At 60.9% G+C, this 14,839-nt stretch carries 29 protein-coding genes; 5 read left to right on the forward strand and 24 right to left on the reverse strand.

Annotated features, from left to right (window positions below; genetic code table 11):
* Window positions 1-228 (forward strand): hypothetical protein (locus tag GRI58_RS15725; protein ID WP_237452335.1); only part of this gene is annotated, 228 nt, incomplete at its 5' end.
* Here GRI58_RS15725 and GRI58_RS14240 read toward each other — a convergent pair.
* Window positions 223-603 carry an antitoxin Xre/MbcA/ParS toxin-binding domain-containing protein gene (locus GRI58_RS14240; RefSeq protein WP_202387000.1) on the reverse strand — a complete coding sequence of 127 codons (381 nt, stop codon included), beginning with the start codon at window positions 601-603 and terminating at the stop codon, window positions 223-225. The genes GRI58_RS15725 and GRI58_RS14240 overlap by 6 nt on opposite strands.
* On the opposite strand from GRI58_RS14240, the gene GRI58_RS15475 reads away from it, so the two are divergent.
* The gene (locus GRI58_RS15475; protein ID WP_202387001.1) at window positions 588-1,016 is read left to right on the forward strand and encodes a hypothetical protein; all 429 of its coding nucleotides are present in this window, start codon (window positions 588-590) and stop codon (window positions 1,014-1,016) included. The genes GRI58_RS14240 and GRI58_RS15475 overlap by 16 nt on opposite strands.
* A gap of 92 nt (window positions 1,017-1,108) precedes the next feature.
* Window positions 1,109-2,254, forward strand: a complete 1,146-nt coding sequence (locus GRI58_RS14245; protein WP_160754277.1) for a cupin domain-containing protein — start codon at window positions 1,109-1,111, stop codon at window positions 2,252-2,254.
* A gap of 10 nt (window positions 2,255-2,264) precedes the next feature.
* Here the strand turns inward: GRI58_RS14245 and GRI58_RS14250 are convergent, their stop codons facing one another.
* From GRI58_RS14250 to GRI58_RS14295, 10 genes are all read right to left on the reverse strand, one after another.
* Window positions 2,265-2,807, reverse strand: coding sequence for a pseudouridine synthase (locus GRI58_RS14250; protein ID WP_160754278.1), 543 nt, complete (start codon window positions 2,805-2,807; stop codon window positions 2,265-2,267).
* A 254-nt stretch (window positions 2,808-3,061) separates the two neighbouring features.
* Entirely contained in the window at window positions 3,062-3,835 is a 774-nt protein-coding gene (locus GRI58_RS14255) for an NUDIX hydrolase (protein WP_202387002.1), read from the reverse strand.
* Between the two features lie 325 nt (window positions 3,836-4,160).
* Window positions 4,161-4,493: a Grx4 family monothiol glutaredoxin gene (grxD, locus tag GRI58_RS14260; RefSeq protein ID WP_160754279.1), complete on the reverse strand. Its 333-nt coding sequence runs from the start codon at window positions 4,491-4,493 to the stop codon at window positions 4,161-4,163.
* Between the two features lie 39 nt (window positions 4,494-4,532).
* Window positions 4,533-4,766: a BolA/IbaG family iron-sulfur metabolism protein gene (locus tag GRI58_RS14265; RefSeq protein WP_160754280.1), complete on the reverse strand. Its 234-nt coding sequence runs from the start codon at window positions 4,764-4,766 to the stop codon at window positions 4,533-4,535.
* A gap of 4 nt (window positions 4,767-4,770) precedes the next feature.
* Window positions 4,771-5,097, reverse strand: a complete 327-nt coding sequence (locus tag GRI58_RS14270) for a DUF1476 domain-containing protein (RefSeq protein ID WP_160754281.1) — start codon at window positions 5,095-5,097, stop codon at window positions 4,771-4,773.
* A 96-nt stretch (window positions 5,098-5,193) separates the two neighbouring features.
* Complete coding sequence (locus GRI58_RS14275; protein ID WP_160754282.1) at window positions 5,194-6,192, reverse strand: NADPH:quinone oxidoreductase family protein; 999 nt, start codon at window positions 6,190-6,192, stop codon at window positions 5,194-5,196.
* Complete coding sequence (leuD, locus tag GRI58_RS14280; RefSeq protein ID WP_160754283.1) at window positions 6,189-6,791, reverse strand: 3-isopropylmalate dehydratase small subunit; 603 nt, start codon at window positions 6,789-6,791, stop codon at window positions 6,189-6,191. Before leuD ends, GRI58_RS14275 begins: the two co-directional genes overlap by 4 nt.
* Complete coding sequence (locus GRI58_RS14285; RefSeq protein ID WP_160754284.1) at window positions 6,791-6,949, reverse strand: isopropylmalate isomerase; 159 nt, start codon at window positions 6,947-6,949, stop codon at window positions 6,791-6,793. Before GRI58_RS14285 ends, leuD begins: the two co-directional genes overlap by 1 nt.
* Before the next feature lie 55 nt (window positions 6,950-7,004).
* Window positions 7,005-8,438, reverse strand: coding sequence for a 3-isopropylmalate dehydratase large subunit (gene leuC, locus GRI58_RS14290; RefSeq protein WP_160754285.1), 1,434 nt, complete (start codon window positions 8,436-8,438; stop codon window positions 7,005-7,007).
* Window positions 8,439-8,501: 63 nt separating this feature from the next.
* The gene (locus GRI58_RS14295) at window positions 8,502-8,864 is read right to left on the reverse strand and encodes a lipopolysaccharide assembly protein LapA domain-containing protein (protein ID WP_160754286.1); all 363 of its coding nucleotides are present in this window, start codon (window positions 8,862-8,864) and stop codon (window positions 8,502-8,504) included.
* Window positions 8,865-9,070: 206 nt separating this feature from the next.
* Between GRI58_RS14295 and GRI58_RS14300 the strand changes: the two genes are divergently transcribed.
* Window positions 9,071-9,472 carry an acyl-CoA thioesterase gene (locus tag GRI58_RS14300; protein ID WP_160754287.1) on the forward strand — a complete coding sequence of 134 codons (402 nt, stop codon included), beginning with the start codon at window positions 9,071-9,073 and terminating at the stop codon, window positions 9,470-9,472.
* 18 nt (window positions 9,473-9,490) lie between these two features.
* Window positions 9,491-10,009 (forward strand): sterol desaturase family protein, encoded by a 519-nt coding sequence (locus tag GRI58_RS14305; RefSeq protein ID WP_160754288.1) that lies wholly within the window; start codon window positions 9,491-9,493, stop codon window positions 10,007-10,009.
* A gap of 205 nt (window positions 10,010-10,214) precedes the next feature.
* On the opposite strand, the gene GRI58_RS14310 is transcribed toward GRI58_RS14305, so the two are convergent.
* The 13 genes from GRI58_RS14310 to GRI58_RS15485 all read right to left on the reverse strand — a co-directional run bounded on the left by GRI58_RS14310 (window position 10,215) and on the right by GRI58_RS15485 (window position 14,809).
* Window positions 10,215-10,562 carry a YbaN family protein gene (locus GRI58_RS14310; protein WP_160754289.1) on the reverse strand — a complete coding sequence of 116 codons (348 nt, stop codon included), beginning with the start codon at window positions 10,560-10,562 and terminating at the stop codon, window positions 10,215-10,217.
* Between the two features lie 6 nt (window positions 10,563-10,568).
* On the reverse strand, window positions 10,569-10,976 hold the full coding sequence (locus GRI58_RS14315; protein ID WP_160754290.1) for a SufE family protein: 408 nt from the start codon (window positions 10,974-10,976) through the stop codon (window positions 10,569-10,571).
* Window positions 10,977-11,023: 47 nt separating this feature from the next.
* Window positions 11,024-11,203 (reverse strand): hypothetical protein, encoded by a 180-nt coding sequence (locus GRI58_RS14320; protein ID WP_160754291.1) that lies wholly within the window; start codon window positions 11,201-11,203, stop codon window positions 11,024-11,026.
* Complete coding sequence (locus tag GRI58_RS14325; protein WP_160754292.1) at window positions 11,200-11,433, reverse strand: hypothetical protein; 234 nt, start codon at window positions 11,431-11,433, stop codon at window positions 11,200-11,202. The genes GRI58_RS14320 and GRI58_RS14325 overlap by 4 nt, the downstream gene beginning before the upstream one ends.
* 33 nt (window positions 11,434-11,466) lie before the next feature.
* Window positions 11,467-11,754: a hypothetical protein gene (locus GRI58_RS15480; RefSeq protein WP_202387011.1), complete on the reverse strand. Its 288-nt coding sequence runs from the start codon at window positions 11,752-11,754 to the stop codon at window positions 11,467-11,469.
* The gene (locus GRI58_RS14330; RefSeq protein WP_160754293.1) at window positions 11,751-12,044 is read right to left on the reverse strand and encodes a fructose-1,6-bisphosphatase; all 294 of its coding nucleotides are present in this window, start codon (window positions 12,042-12,044) and stop codon (window positions 11,751-11,753) included. The genes GRI58_RS15480 and GRI58_RS14330 overlap by 4 nt, the downstream gene beginning before the upstream one ends.
* Window positions 12,044-12,385: a hypothetical protein gene (locus tag GRI58_RS14335; protein ID WP_160754294.1), complete on the reverse strand. Its 342-nt coding sequence runs from the start codon at window positions 12,383-12,385 to the stop codon at window positions 12,044-12,046. Before GRI58_RS14335 ends, GRI58_RS14330 begins: the two co-directional genes overlap by 1 nt.
* The gene (locus GRI58_RS14340; RefSeq protein WP_160754295.1) at window positions 12,385-12,693 is read right to left on the reverse strand and encodes a hypothetical protein; all 309 of its coding nucleotides are present in this window, start codon (window positions 12,691-12,693) and stop codon (window positions 12,385-12,387) included. The genes GRI58_RS14335 and GRI58_RS14340 overlap by 1 nt, the downstream gene beginning before the upstream one ends.
* Before the next feature lie 30 nt (window positions 12,694-12,723).
* Window positions 12,724-13,017: a hypothetical protein gene (locus GRI58_RS14345; RefSeq protein ID WP_237452336.1), complete on the reverse strand. Its 294-nt coding sequence runs from the start codon at window positions 13,015-13,017 to the stop codon at window positions 12,724-12,726.
* Window positions 13,018-13,052: 35 nt separating this feature from the next.
* The gene (gene pspC / locus GRI58_RS14350) at window positions 13,053-13,427 is read right to left on the reverse strand and encodes an envelope stress response membrane protein PspC (RefSeq protein ID WP_160754296.1); all 375 of its coding nucleotides are present in this window, start codon (window positions 13,425-13,427) and stop codon (window positions 13,053-13,055) included.
* Entirely contained in the window at window positions 13,424-13,720 is a 297-nt protein-coding gene (pspB, locus tag GRI58_RS14355; protein ID WP_160754297.1) for an envelope stress response membrane protein PspB, read from the reverse strand. The genes pspC and pspB overlap by 4 nt, the downstream gene beginning before the upstream one ends.
* 4 nt (window positions 13,721-13,724) lie before the next feature.
* A complete protein-coding gene (gene pspA / locus GRI58_RS14360) occupies window positions 13,725-14,477 on the reverse strand; it encodes a phage shock protein PspA (protein ID WP_419957054.1) in 753 nt (250 codons plus the stop codon).
* Between the two features lie 176 nt (window positions 14,478-14,653).
* Window positions 14,654-14,809 carry a hypothetical protein gene (locus GRI58_RS15485; RefSeq protein ID WP_202387003.1) on the reverse strand — a complete coding sequence of 52 codons (156 nt, stop codon included), beginning with the start codon at window positions 14,807-14,809 and terminating at the stop codon, window positions 14,654-14,656.
* Window positions 14,810-14,839: the final 30 nt, after the last annotated feature.

The following is a 14,839-nucleotide window of genomic DNA, read 5'->3' on the forward strand; positions in this document are numbered from 1 at the left end:
CAAATACGGAGCAAGCCACCGCTCCAGATCCGCCTGCCAATCCTCGTCCATCGCCAGCCTCCGTCAAAGCTGGCTCTCCATGAATCAGGGAAATCTCTCCTTGGGAATCCCAAAAATCACACTTCTGCCAAAGTAGTGCTAGGCTTTCGTGGCCTCATCGTCGAACTAACCTTCAAGCATATCGGCACTTTGATCTGGCCCTTCAGCGCAACGAACTTGCGATTATAGCACGTCCAAGGGTGGTGCCTCCGCATCAAGATATTGGCGAACGATCTTTAGGTCGTCGATGTGACCTTTCGTCATCCGGTCTAGCGCACGGCGGCCGCCGAAGATCGGCGCCGCATTGGGCTGCTTCACCCAAGCGTCAGCCACGTCCTTGCGCGGCAGCAGCGTGTTGATCGCTCGGTAGATACCAAGGACGTAGGATATCCGCAGGATTGTCTCCGCATCGACGTCCGGACCTCTCTCGTCCTTCCAAGAGCGGAGCGCCTCGCGGTCGGATTGGCCAAGTATAGCCGCCTCGTCGTCCTCGCTCAGGCCCCATTTCCTCGCGATATTGAAGAACGTACGAAGGCCGGGGCGGGCCAATGGATTTTCTCTCATGGCTTCTTTCCTTCTGTCTAGCCAATGGTCAAAATCTTCTGGCGACACTAGTGTCGATTAAGCGTCGTTCACATTCAATGACAATGTTCAGTTGCCGCCTACTTCAGGTATTAGCTGCGCCATCAGGATCGTATGAGCGCCCATCATACCAGTATGCTGTACGGCGACTCCGGGCAGGCTGCGAGCTTGCGGTGCTGCAAGCGCCGATGCTCGATGGTCTTTCGCTTGATCCTTTCACGCTGGAGGATTTGGGCTTCATCTTCGTTCCTTCGCCATCGCCCGCCGCTTTGCTGAAGAGGGCATCGAAATACCTTTCCCCCAGCGAGACGTACATCTTCATACAGCTTCGGATTCCTCGTCGCAGAAGCAATGCTAAGGCTCGGCAGTTGGATGACATTATCGAAATCAAATGAATTGAACGACGTAGCGCCTTCCTGAATCGGCGCGCGGCAAAATCGCGTAAGGATCGGTTGAGTATCTTGCGCGGTTGGCGCTACAGGCCAATATGGATTTCGACACCAGCGCCTTCCTTCGCGACTATTGGCAGAAGAGCCCTTTGTTCATCCGCAACCCTTGGCGGGGTTGGAACAATCCTTTGACGCCAGATGAGCTGGCCGGGCTGGCCTGTGAACATGGCGTGGAATCGCGGCTTGTGCGCCAGACTGCGCCTCGATCATGGGATTTGACCGATACCCCGTTGTCCAGCGCCGACTTCGCTGAGGAGGACACGGCGCCCTGGACGCTGCTCGTGCAGGCCGTCGATCATCACATACCCGAAGTTGCCGCATTGCTCGAACAGTTCCGTTTTATTCCCAACTGGCGGATCGACGATGTGATGGTCAGTTACGCCAGCGATGGCGGCGGCGTGGGGCCGCATTTCGACCAATACGACGTTTTTCTGGTGCAGGGTCTCGGGCGGCGGCGCTGGCAGGTGGGCGCACGCTGTGACGAACGCACCGCTCTTCTTCCCCACGATAGATTGCGCCTGCTGGCGGATTTTCAGCCGACAGACGAATGGGTACTGGAGGCTGGCGATATTCTGTACCTGCCACCCGGTTTCGCGCACGACGGGGTTGCGCTGGGCGAGGATTGCATGACCTATTCGATCGGCTTTCGTGCGCCGTCACGTGCCGAGCTGGTCTCGGGCTGGGCCGATCATGTGATCGACCTGCTCGATGAAGACGACCGTTATTCCGATCCTGACCTCACCCCCGCCGCCAATCCGGGCGAAATTGCACCCCAAGCACTCGACAGGCTGCACCATATGGTGACCGAAGCGCTGGCGGACCGCCACAGCTTCGCGCGCTGGGTTGGCGCTCTGGTCACCGCGCCCAAGTCCGATCTTATCGACTGGAGCCCCATGGAGTCCGTTACGCCGCAGGTAGTAGAGGCCGACCTGGCCGCAGGCGGGATACTGGAACGCAACCCGGCGTGCCGCTTCGCGCTCATCCGGTCAGGTTCGGAACGCCTGACGCTCTTCGTCGATGGCGATGCCCGCGATTGCGATGGCGCGGTAGCGCGTTTAGCCGAGCAGTTATGCGATCATGCATCATTGAAGGTCGACCCTGCATGGGCCGGTTCACCTGAAATCGTGGGCTTGATATGCGATCTTGCCAATAGCGGCAGCGTCGCGATCACGCCCTCCGTCTGAACGCGAGCGGTCAGGTAGCACGCCATGTGCCGGTGGGCAGTCCGTCGAGCGTCCACTCACCGACTGCCCAGCGTACCAGCCGCAGCGTCGGATGTCCGACCGCCGCCGTCATTCGGCGGACTTGTCGGTTGCGACCTTCGCGAATGGTGAGGCGCAGCCAGCTGACGGGGATGGATTTGCGCACCCGGATCGGCGGGTGCCGCGGCCAGAGCATGGGGTCGGCGATACGCTCCACCATTGCGGGCAAGGTCACGCCGTCCTTCAGCCGGACGCCTTCTTGCAGCATGCGTAGCGGCTCTTGCGCTGGTTCGCCCTCCACCTGAACGAGATAGGTCTTGGTGAGCTTGAAACGAGGGTTGGCGATGCGCGCTTGCAGGCGGCCATCGTTGGTGAGGACCATGAGGCCTTCGCTGTCGAAGTCCAGCCGACCCGCCGGATAATAGCCCGGTGCATCGACGAGGTCGGCCAGCGTGGGCCGCGGTTCGCCCTGCCGTTCGTCGGTGAACTGGGAAAGCACGCCGTAAGGCTTGTTCAACAGGATGACGCCGGTCATGCCAGATCTCTTCCGGTCATCACAGCTCCATACGCCAAGGTTCTCTGGTGCCTTAACAGCCTACTCAACCTCAATTCTATCGACAATTTGAAGTCCCTGCCAAGTCCTTCTCCCTTTTGCGTACGGACAGATCCAAGCATGGACGATCGACGGCTTTTGGGTTTTCCCAATGATTTGAGTGCCCATCACTTTCATGTCGGGTGCGCCATTTTGCGGGTGTGACCGGTGCGCTGGCGAATCGTTTGCTCGCCGCCTCACCCTCTTCTGGCGCTGTCCAATTCCTCGAAAGTGACCGGATAGCCGAGATCATCCGGAATACTTAGCACAGGGCGACCGTCGCGTTGCTCGATGGTTGGGCTTATCGTGCGAATTGGCACGGTTTCAGCCTGCTTGCGAGCACCTTCGAAGCTCTCGAATTGGGCGAGGCGTTCCAGATTGCGGCGGGTAGGAAAGATGACGTCGATCTCTCCACGATCAGCCCGTCGGAGTGCTTCGGCAGCGCTGGTCCAGAACAGGCGCGTGTTCTCCGTCGTGTCGACTGCCACGTCGACTGCGCCGGTCCCGAGATCAGACAGATAGAAGCGCGTGTCAAAAATCCGGGTGTGCTTCATTCCTTTCGGCCACCATCGGGCATAGGGAATCAACGAACCGAGATCCAGCGTCAGCGAGAAGCGTTCAAGCACCGGCGCGAGGACACCGTCGGCAACGAGTTGCGCCCGGATCTGGGCGGCTTGGTCGGCGCCGACACGTTGGTGCATACCGACGACCAGCCCGGTTTCCTCGATCGTTTCGCGGATCGCGGCAATGCGGTGTGCTGCTTCGTCGACCGTCATGGCATCGGCATGATAGGCAGCCATTTCGCGGTCGCCGGGATCGACCCGCCCGCCCGGAAACACTGCCATCCCGCCCGCGAATGCCAACTGGCGCGAACGGACGACCATCAGAATTTCGGCTGCGCGCGCAGGATCTGGACGGCGAAAGATGACCAAAGTGGCGGCAGGAATTGCATTGGCTGGGTCTGTGGACATTATGACGTGTGTGCATGGCCTGTCCGCACTTGCCAAGTATCTTCGTGGCATTCGCCTGTCGGGAAATTTGACACATGGTGCCAGACATCCTGCTGCGTTAACCATTGAGATGCCAGCGATTGTGCGATTTGTTGAGTTTGGCACGCACCGTGCATTGTTTTCCATGTCTCTCGAGGTCTTCGAATGAGGCGGAACCACTGGTCTCCCGGTTCCGCCTCTCCGATCTCCCGCTTCGTTCCCCCGGATGAAGCTCTAAACGGAAAAGCCGCCCACGACCCGGGGCGGCTTTTCTTTTTCAATGAGCACAAACTCGGCGCGATGCAGTTCAGCTTTCAGCTTTGGCGACCTGCTTCTCAGTCATCATTTCCTGCAGCTCACCGGCTTCGAACATTTCCATCATGATGTCACTGCCGCCGACGAATTCGCCCTTCACATAGAGTTGCGGGATGGTTGGCCAGTCGGAGTAGCTCTTGATGCCCTGGCGGATGTCCATGTCCTGCAGCACGTCGACGCTGTCGTAGGCGACGCCGCAATGGTCGAGGATCGCCACCGCACGGCTGGAAAAGCCGCATTGCGGGAACAGCGGCGTTCCCTTCATGAACAGGACGACATCATTGGCTTTGACGATGTCGGAAATGCGCGTCTTAACGTCGGACATGGCGACCGATCCTTGTCTGCTGGAATATCTTCGTGAGTGTCAGGTGGGTGCTTGGGTAGTCAGTTGCAAGGCGTGCAGCTCGCCGCCCATGCGCCCGCCGAGTGCGGAGTAGACGAGCTTGTGTTGCTGCACCCGGTTCTTGCCCGCAAACTGCGGCGCCTCGACATGCGCCGCGTAATGATCACCATCTCCGGCGAGATCGCGAATCGTTACCGTGGCACCGGGCAATGCCTCGACGATAAGTCGTTCGATTTCCTGCGCCTGCATCGCCATGGGATCAGGACTGATCGGTCATGAACTGGCGACGGGCTTCTACAGTGTAGAACTCCAGCTTGGCGCGAATCTCGCTTTCCGGAACATCGCAACCCGCTTGGGTCAGATCGCCGAACACCTTCCGGATCACATCCTCGTGACCGGCTTCTTCGAAATCGGCCTGGACGACGGATTTCTTGTAGGCGTCGGCTTCTTCGTCGGTCAGATTCATGAGCCCGGCGGCCCATTCGCCGAGCAGGCGATTGCAGCGTGCGGCAATCTTGAAGCTGTTTTCCTCGTCGAACGCGAATTTCGCTTCTTCGCCGCGCTCACGGTCCCTGAAATTGGTCATCGCTTATCCTTTGTGTCGCCCGGATTGCTCCGGCGCTGGCAGTTGGCATCCGAGATAATGCCGAGGGCAGGGCGCATCAAGCGTGCAAAATCCCGCTTACGCCATTGTCACGACGAGTTTGCCGATCGCACCGCGATCTTCCAGTTTGGCAATGGCTTCATGCGCGCGTTCGATCGGGTAGGTTTCGCTGACCAGCGGGCTGATCTTGCCATCGCGCCATAGTGCGAACAATTCGTCGATATTCGCCGCATTGCGTTTGGGCTCGCGTGCCGTGAACGCGCCCCAGAACACGCCGCGAATATCGCAGCTCTTGAGCAACGTCAGATTGAGCGGCATCCTGGCGATCCCGGCGGGAAAGCCGATCACGAGGAAGCGACCTTCCCAGGCGATCGAGCGGAGCGCAGGTTCGGAATAATCGCCCCCGACAATATCATAGACGATGTCCGCACCGTCGGGGCCGACGGCATCTTTGAACTGCTGTGCCACCGCCTTTGAGGTGTCCTTGTCGAACGGAGCGCGTGGATAGATCACCACCTCATCCGCGCCGGCCTTGCGTGCGGCCTCGCCCTTTTCCTCGCTCGATACCCCCGCTACCACGCGGCAGCCATAGGCCTTGGCCAGTTCGACCGCCGACAGGCCTACGCCCCCCGCAGCGCCCAGCACCAGCACGGTTTCGCCAGCCTTGATGTCGCCGCGATCCTTCAGCGCGTGGATTGTGGTTCCATAGGTCATGAGCAGCGCTGAGGCTTCGACCAGATCGATACCCTCAGGTACGCGGAACAGGCGCGGTGCGGCGACCACGACCTTCTCCTGCAAGCCGCCGTTGCCGACGCCAGCAATGACCCTGTCGCCGACGTTCCAGCCGGTGACGCCTTCGCCCAGCGCCTCGATCGTGCCGGAAATCTCGCCACCTGGCGCGAACGGACGCGGCGGTTTGAACTGATAGAGGTCGCGGATGATCAGCGTGTCGGGAAAATTGATTGCGCAGGCGGCGACCTTGACCAGCACCTCACCCTTACCGGGGGCAGGTGCCGCGATTTCCTCGACGACCAGTGTTTCCGGCCCTCCGACCTCTTTCGACAAAACGGCTTTCATGCGGCTCTCTCCCGGTTCGTATCCAGCCAGGGCAGAGCCCCGGCGCGGTTATTTTCGTATTTTTCGATAGCATCGCCGCTCGCGAGGGTCAGGCCGATCTCGTCGGTCCCATCAAGCAGGCAGGCCTTACGGAACGGATCGATGTCGAAATGGAAGCGGTCTTGAAACTGGGTGGTCACGCTCTGTGCGCCGAGGTCGATGGCGATGGGATCGGTTTGCGCGACTTCCAGCAGCCGGTCGATCGCTTCTTGCGGCAGTTCGACGGTCAAAATGCCGTTTTTGAAAGCATTGCCGGAGAAGATGTCCGAGAAGCTCGGTGCGATGACCGCCTTGATTCCCAGATCTGTGAGTGCCCATGCGGCGTGTTCGCGGCTCGATCCGCAGCCGAAGTTGTCGCCGGTGATGAGGATGCTGGCGCCTGCGAATTCCGGATCGTCGAACACGTTGCCGGGCTTGGCGCGAACGGTTTCGAACGCCCCCTTGCCGAGGCCATCGCGGGTGACGGTCTTGAGCCAGTGCGCGGGGATGATGACGTCCGTATCGACATTCGCGGCGCCGAAAGGAATCGCGCGTCCCTCTATGGTATCGACCGGCTGCATCAGTCGGTTTCGGGCGGTTCGCCCGAGGGGACCTTGCCCGGTGCGGCGGGCTTGTTCTTTCGCTCCTTGCGCTTGCCCGCATAGAGCATGGCTGCGGCCACTGCGGCCGATCCGATTGCGCCTGCCAGTGCGGCGGCGGCTTTTCCCTTGTTGGTCATGCCTTTTCCAATGCGGTTGCAGGACAATCGTTGCAAGCCCGATGTCCCATTGTTTTCACCGCAGCAGTTCGCGCACGTCTGTCAGACGTCCGGTAACGGCAGCGGCTGCGGCCATGGCGGGGCTCATCAGATGCGTCCTTGCGCCGGGGCCCTGCCGACCGACGAAATTGCGGTTGGAGGTGGAGGCGCAGCGCTCGCCCGCGGGCACTTTGTCCGGGTTCATCGCAAGGCAGGCGGAACAGCCCGGTTCGCGCCATTCAAAGCCTGCCTCGATGAAAATCCGGTCGAGCCCTTCGGCTTCCGCCTGACGCTTGACCAGCCCCGATCCGGGTACGGCGATGGCCCAGCGAACATTCGCGGCCTTCTTGCGGCCCCTGAGCACTTCCGAAGCTGCCCGCAGATCTTCGATGCGGCTGTTGGTGCAACTGCCAATGAAGATATTCTCGACTGCGATTTCGGCCAGCGGTGTGCCGGGTTCCAGGCCCATGTAATCGAGACTGTTGGCGGCGGCTGTGCGCTTGGCAGGATCGGCAAAGCTGTCGGGGAAGGGCACGCTGGCGCCGATGGCGGCGACGTCCTCTGGGCTTGTCCCCCAGGTGACGGTAGGCTCTACGTCGTTCGCGTCGATTACCACCGACTTGTCGAATTGCGCACCGGGATCGGTTGCCAGGCTGCGCCACCAGTCCACTGCGCGGTCCCATTCACTGCCATTCGGTGCGAAGGGGCGGCCTTCGAGCCAGTCAAATACCTTGTCGTCGGGCGCGATCAGGCCGGCGCGTGCGCCACCCTCGATGCTCATGTTGCATACGGTCAGCCGACCTTCGATACTCATCCGTTCGAACACCGGCCCGCGATATTCGATCACATGGCCAGTGCCTCCAGCGGTGCCGATCACGCCGATGATGTGAAGGATAAGGTCTTTGGGCGTGATGCCGGGACCAAGTTCGCTCTCGACCCGCACCTCCATGCTTTTGGACGGCTTGAGCAGCAACGTCTGCGTCGCCAGCACATGCTCGACCTCGCTGGTCCCGATGCCGAAGGCGAGCGCGCCAATCCCGCCATGCGCGGCGGTGTGGCTGTCACCGCAGACGATGGTGGTGCCGGGCAGCGAGAAACCCTGTTCCGGACCGACGACATGGACAATACCCTGCTCGGGTGCATTGGCGTCGATGTATTCGATCCCGAACTCTGCGGTGTTGCGTTCGAGCGCCGCGAGCTGCTGCGCGCTCTGCGGGTCCGCAATGGGGATCGGCGTGCCATCGGCGGCGAGGCGCGGCGTAGTCGGCAGGTTGTGATCGGGCACCGCCAGCGTCAGGTCGGGCCGACGGACCTTCCGCCCGGCCACACGCAGGCCGTCGAAGGCCTGCGGGCTGGTCACCTCATGGACGAGGTGACGGTCGATATAGACGATGCAGGTGCCGTCCGGGCGGCGATCCACGACATGTGCGTCCCAGATTTTTTCATACAATGTGCGGGGGCGACTGGCCATGGCATTGGGCTAGGCTGGCCGCCCCCGTAGGGCAAGATGGGAAAACTTGGCTAAGCTCAAGGCCTAGCGACGGTAGCCTCGATTCCGATCATAGCGATGATCGTTGCGATCGATCAGTTGACGGCTCAACTTGTTGTGCACTCGGTCGATCTGTCGGTTGAGCGTGTTGAGCTCACCGCGCGAGAAGCCGCCGCGAGCATAGATACGCCATGTACGGTCGAGCTGGCGAACCTGTTGGTTGAGCATCCGTGCTTCTCGATTGGTGATCTGGTGACGGACCTGGGCGCGATCGACCTGCCGGTCGAGCTGGTTGATTTCAGCTTTTAGCCTGCCGCCATTGGCAAAGGTCGCGGCCGAGGCGGGAACTGCACCGACCGCCAGCGAGGCGACGAGAGCAGCGGCGAGGGGGAGTTTCCAGCGGTTCATTGTTCGGTTCCTTTAAAAGCGACCCGGTGGGCCGGTCGTTTTGGTTTAGGCCGAGTTTTATGAACGGCAGTGATATTCCATGTCGCAAAATGTATCACTTGCGCAATGGTTTGTCGCAAAATGGCTGGTCTGCGGTAATCTCGATCAGATTTCGCTAACTGCGAATCTTCGTGCATTCGCCAGCTTTGCATGGCATACTTACATCCATGTCAGCAGAGTCCCATTCTTTCCCGATTGCCGTCACGCACGATGATATCGACTTCATGGGACACGTGAACAATGCGCGTTACCTCAACTGGGTGCAGGATGCGGTGCTGGCGCATTGGAACAAGCGCGCTCCGGCAGAGGAAATCGCGGCCAAGGCATGGGTGGCGCTCAAGCATGAGATTACCTATCGCCGTCCGGCCTTCCTCGACGATGATGTGATTGCGCACACCGTCCTTGAAGGGTTCAAGGGCGCGCGCGCATTCTACCACACGGTGATCAGTCGCGGCGAAGAGGTGCTGGCCGAGGTGCAGTCGGCGTGGTGCTGCATCGACGCGCAGACCCTGCGGCCCGCAAGAATCGGCGAGCATCTGCGTGGGTTCTTTTTCCCGCCCGACAATTGACCTATAGCACGCGCGATCATGGCCGTGCTTGTCCCGCTCTCCATCGTTCTCGTTACCATCCTGGCGATGGAGATAGTCGCTTGGGCGAGCCACAAATACATCATGCACGGCTTCGGCTGGGGCTGGCACCGCGATCATCACGAGCCGCATGACCGGATGCTCGAAAAAAACGACCTGTACGGATTGGTCGGTGCGGCGATGAGCATTTCGATGTTCGCGCTGGGCAGCCCGCTGGTCATGGGCGGATCAGCGTGGCCGCCCGCGACATGGATCGGCCTCGGCATCCTTGGCTATGGCATCATTTACACGCTGGTGCATGACGGGCTGGTCCACCAGCGGTATTTCCGCTGGGTGCCACGCAGCGGCTATGCCAAGAGGATCGTGCAGGCGCACAAGCTTCACCACGCCACCATCGGCAAAGAAGGCGGGGTGAGCTTCGGCTTCGTCTTCGCGCGCGATCCGGCGAAGCTGAAGGTGGAACTCAAACGCCAGCGCGAGGCGGGTATCGCCGTGGTCAGGGACAGTGTCGGCGCCTGATCGTGGAACGTCATAGCGGGTTTTGAACACTGTGACTTTCCGAGAAAATCGATTTAATTCGTGACGTTTGCGTAAAAATCGACACCGCGCGGTGTGGCCTTTGGCCTACGCGATGTGTGGCTTTCGTGGCCTTTGTGTCTCGACGATGGGAAAGAGCAGTGCTCGCAATACCCATCCTGCTACCAAGTAGGAAAGCGCCTGCACCCTATTCGTTGCGGGTCGCGATCCAGCCTCCGGCAATCACCAGCACGGCGATCGAGATGAAATACCATGGTTCGCCGAGCGTGAAATACGTCACCACAGCGCCAATCGCCATGCTGGTGATCGCCAGCGTCTTGGCTCGGCGGCTGATCGCCTTGCGCTCGCGCCAGTCGGCGATCTGCGGCCCCCAGTGTGGATGGTCGAGGATCTTGCGCTCCCATTCGGGATTGCTGCGCGCGAAGCAATAGACCGCCAGCAGCAGGAACGGCACTGTCGGCAGCAGGGGAAGCGCCGCGCCCACCGCGCCCAATGCCACGAAGAACCAGCCAGCGACGAGATAGACGCGCCGCATCCGCGATCAGCCCGCCGCAATCCGCGCGGCGTGATCGCGGACCAGCGCGATCATATTGGGCACACCCTGCGTGCGGTTGGAGGACAGCTGGTTCGAAAGGTCGAAGGGGGCGAGCGCGCCCGCCACGTCCATTGCCGCCACCTCGTCTGCCGGACGGTCCTGAACTGCGGAAATCACAAGAGCGACGATGCCTTTCGTGATCGCGGCATTGCTGTCGGCCAGAAAGTGCAGTTTGTCCTCGTCGCCGGTGGGATAGACCCACACCTGCGCGGAACAGCCGCGCACGAGCGTGGCATCGGTCTTGAGCGCAGCGGGCATGGGTTCTAGATCACGACCGAGTTCGATCAGCAGGCGATAGCGATCGTCGGCTTCCAGAAATTCATATTCTTCGAGGATATCGTCGAGGCTGCGCATGGGCGCGTCCATGGCATTGGAGCGCGGATGCGTCCAGCGCTTGCGGGTTACAAAGTGCCGATTCCTCCGGGGCGGGTGAGCGCGTAATAGATCACATATATCCAGCTCAGGAACCCATGGATCGTCGCCCAGACGATCGATTTGTGCAGGCTCCAGCTGATCGCGACTGCCAGAGCGCTGCCAAGGCCGATGCCTGCGCGGGTGGCGTCGCCCCGTGCGCTGCTCAAAGGTCAACCCCGCTGGCGATTGCCTCAAGCTTGCGGATGCGTTCCTTGAGATCGGACATCTCGATCCGCGCCGCGCCGAGCGCAGTCGAAGGGTCGCGGTCCTGCGCGCTGATATCCAGCTCCTTCTGCTTCAGCGCGAGCCAGCTGTGCCAAGCCCTCAGCAGGGCGGTGACCACCAGGCCAAGCCCGATCAGGGCGGTGGCTGCAATGACAATGGTCGGTTCCAACATGATGACGTTCGATCCTTCCTGCTACCTGTCCGATCAATTATCCTGCTTTTTCCGCAGGGCTTCTATTTCCTCGCTGATCCGCCGGGTTTCGCGCGCATCGAGCGAATTGCCATCGGTGGCGATGCGCTCGAGCACCTTGATCCGCTCACGCAGATCCTCGATCTCGCGTTCGAGCGAAGCGTCATGAGCGCGTGTTTCGAAATCCGCCGAATCCTGCCGGTAATCGTCGCGGTAATCCCGATGGGCGAGGCGTCGCTCGCGCATCACTCGCGAGATGGCGACGACCGCGACAATAATGACAATGGCCGTCCACATGCTCATCGGGCAGTTTCCTCCAGCAAATCGGCCTTGCGCAAATCCTCGATCTGCGCGGCCAGATCGGCGCCGCGATCGGTCGCCAGCCGTTCGAGCACCCGCATCCGCTGTTCCAGTCGTTCGACATGAGCGGCGTATTGGGCGGCCTTCTCGGCGGTGCTGTCGGCAAGCAGGCCGGCAGTATGCTCCTTGTAGCGCAGCCAGCGATTGAACATCGAGCTGCCGACGCCAACCACTACCGGGATGACGATCACCAAGAATATGATCACGAGTACGAAATCAGCGTCCGAGCCCATCAGTTGGCATCCTTCTTGGTATCGCGCAGGCGGTCGATTTCATGCGTTAGCTGGTAACCGCTGTCGGTGACGATGCGCTCAACATTGGCGAGGCGGTCCTTCATCGATCCGAGTTCGGCGCGCAGTTGGGCGTTCTCCTGCGTCAGCAGTTTCAATCGTTCGGCGTTCTGTCCGTCGGAAGCGGGGCGCAGGGACTGGCCCCACATCCCTTCGAGCGGATAGCCGTGCTTGATCCGCAGGCGCGTGGTGTGGATCCAGCCCGCGATCCCCGCAGCGCCGAGACCCAGCCCAGCAAAGATAATCCACGGCAGGATCGGGATGATAACGTTGGCGGCGTCCATTATGCTTTCTCCTTCCGCTGTACATTCAGCTGCACCCCGCTGGATTCTTCCACCTTTTGCTGGTCGCGCAGCGCCTCGATCTGGGTGGCGATGTCGTAGCCACGATCGGTGACGATGCGTTCCAGCACGCGGACCCGGTCTTCCAGTTCCTTGACCTGGCTGGCGTATTGCGCGGCACGTTCGGCGGTATGTTGAGCGGTCGTGTGGACCTGCATTTCGGCGATCTTGGTCTTGTGCTTGGTCCACAGCGCGACCATCGGAATGCCGCAGCCGAAGATGATTGCCACGATCGGGATGAGTTCACCCATAGCTTGTTATCCCCTTGTTTGTGTCGGCTGTCAGTCGCGCAAACGTGCGTTGCCGCGGTCGTTCTCGATCCGCTGCTGGTCGCGCAGCGCCTCGATCTGTGTCGCGACATTATATCCGCGATCGGTGACGATGCGTTCGAGCACCCGCACGCGTGCCTCCAGTTCGGCGGACTGGTTGGCATAGAGCGCCGCCTTCTCCGCCGCGGCCTGACTGGCCGAATCCATCTTGCGCGATTCCAGCCGGTTGCGCTGCTTGATCCAGATGATGCCGAGCACGAAAGCGAAGGGCAGCATGTGCTGAGCGAAGTTGAAGAACTGATCCATGATCCGGAGTATCCTTAAGACGGCTTGTTGAGTGATCAGCGCAGTCGTTCGATCTCGGCGTTGAGGCGCGGGTTGCTGCTCACGTAGAAGGTCTCGACTTCCGCCAGGCGGCGATCGATGTCCTTCATTTTCGAGCGGATCTCGCGCGCGGTGCGCTGAGGGCTCTGTCGCACGCGCTGCCAGTATTTGTTTTCCTCGTGATCCGAATAGAGATGCGGCGGCTTCTTGCTGAGCAGGATACCGGCGAGGAAATAGGCGGGCAGGGCAACGCCGGTCGAAAAGACGAGGGCGATGAAAGCGAGCCTGATCCACAGGGCGTCTACCCCGGTGTAATCGGCTATGCCCGAGCACACTCCCATCAGCTTGGCGTTCTGCTTGTCGCGATATAGTGTCGTGCGGGGGGTGTTCACCGGCTTGCTCCCTTCTTTTCGGCAATGAGTTGTTCGAGTTCGCGCAGCTGCTGATTGTCGCTCTCGCTATCCGCAATCAGGCGGGCAGGGCGGAAATCCGGGTTGTCGCTGGCGACCAGTCTTTCGACCGTGTCCATCCGCGCGTCGAGGCGCTTGGCCAGGTTGTAGAGTTCCTCGAGCAGGACCTCGTCGTCGCTAGTGATGGTCGCGGAGGTCTTCCACTTGGTCACATAGTGCAGGATGATCCATGGCAAAGCGACAAACAGGACCAGCAGTATCGGTACGGCTTCCATCGAATTATTCCCCCTTCTTGGCGGCGCTGTCGTCCGCTGACTCATTCAGCCCGAGCGCGCGCTTCATCTGTTCCAGTTCATCGTCGACCGCATCGGTGCCTTCCAGCGCGGCGATCTCGTCGGCGAGCGAGAGCTTGTCTGCCTCGCTCGACAGCTTGAGCGCGTCGGCGCGGCCCTCGGCGTAATCGACTCGGCGTTCGAGCTGGTCGAAGCGGCTCAGTGCCTCGTCGACCCGTTCGTTGGTCATCAGGCTGCGCAGCTTCACGCGGTTCTCCGCGCTTTCGAGACGCGCGGCGATGGCGGTCTGGCGGCTGCGGGCCTCGCGCAGGCGATGCTGCAACTTGGCGATATCCTGCTCATAGGCGCGCAGCGCATCGTCGAGCACTGCGATCTCCTGCTTGAGCTGTTCGGACATGTCGCCCGCCTTCTTCTTCTCGACCAGTGCGGCGCGGGCGAGATCCTCGCGGTCCTTGCTCAGCGCCAGCTGCGCCTTTTCGGCCCAGTCGGCCTGCAGCTTGTCGAGTTTGACGGTGTGGCGGTGCATTTCCTTCTGGTCGGCGATGGTCCGCGCGGCACTGGCGCGAACCTCGACCAGCGTTTCCTCCATTTCGAGGATGATCATGCGGATCATCTTCTGCGGGTCGTCTGCCTTATCCAGCATATCGTTGAAATTGGCCGCGATGATGTCGCGGGTTCGGCTGAAAATACCCATCAATGGTGCTCCGCTGGAAAAAAACTCTTGGGCCTTGTCTACCACATCGCGTGTAGGAGTGGGGGACCGGCGCAGGCGCTCGACCTCCTCCTCGATCCGCGACAGGCGGCGCCCCTCTCCCGGTCGGGCCGAAGCCCCGCCTGCGCCGGCATTGCTGTCGCGCGGGGGACTGTCGGGGGAGCGGGGCTCCGGCCCTAGGGGATCGTGGTCGGATGGCTTGTTCACGCCAGAATGGCCTGCGTGGTCGTGCTCACCATCATCGGTGAAGCGGCAACCGGGGTGATCTGCGTGCTCAGCACGACGAACGCAGCCATCGCGGTGATGCTGGCAAGCGCCGCCTGGCCAAGCCGGGTGCGAAAGAAGCGACGGTCGTACATTTTGGTTCTCCAAAAACTGTTGTTCATGGG

The organism is Qipengyuania algicida (assembly GCF_009828025.1).
Classification (GTDB): Bacteria; Pseudomonadota; Alphaproteobacteria; order Sphingomonadales; family Sphingomonadaceae; genus Qipengyuania; species Qipengyuania algicida.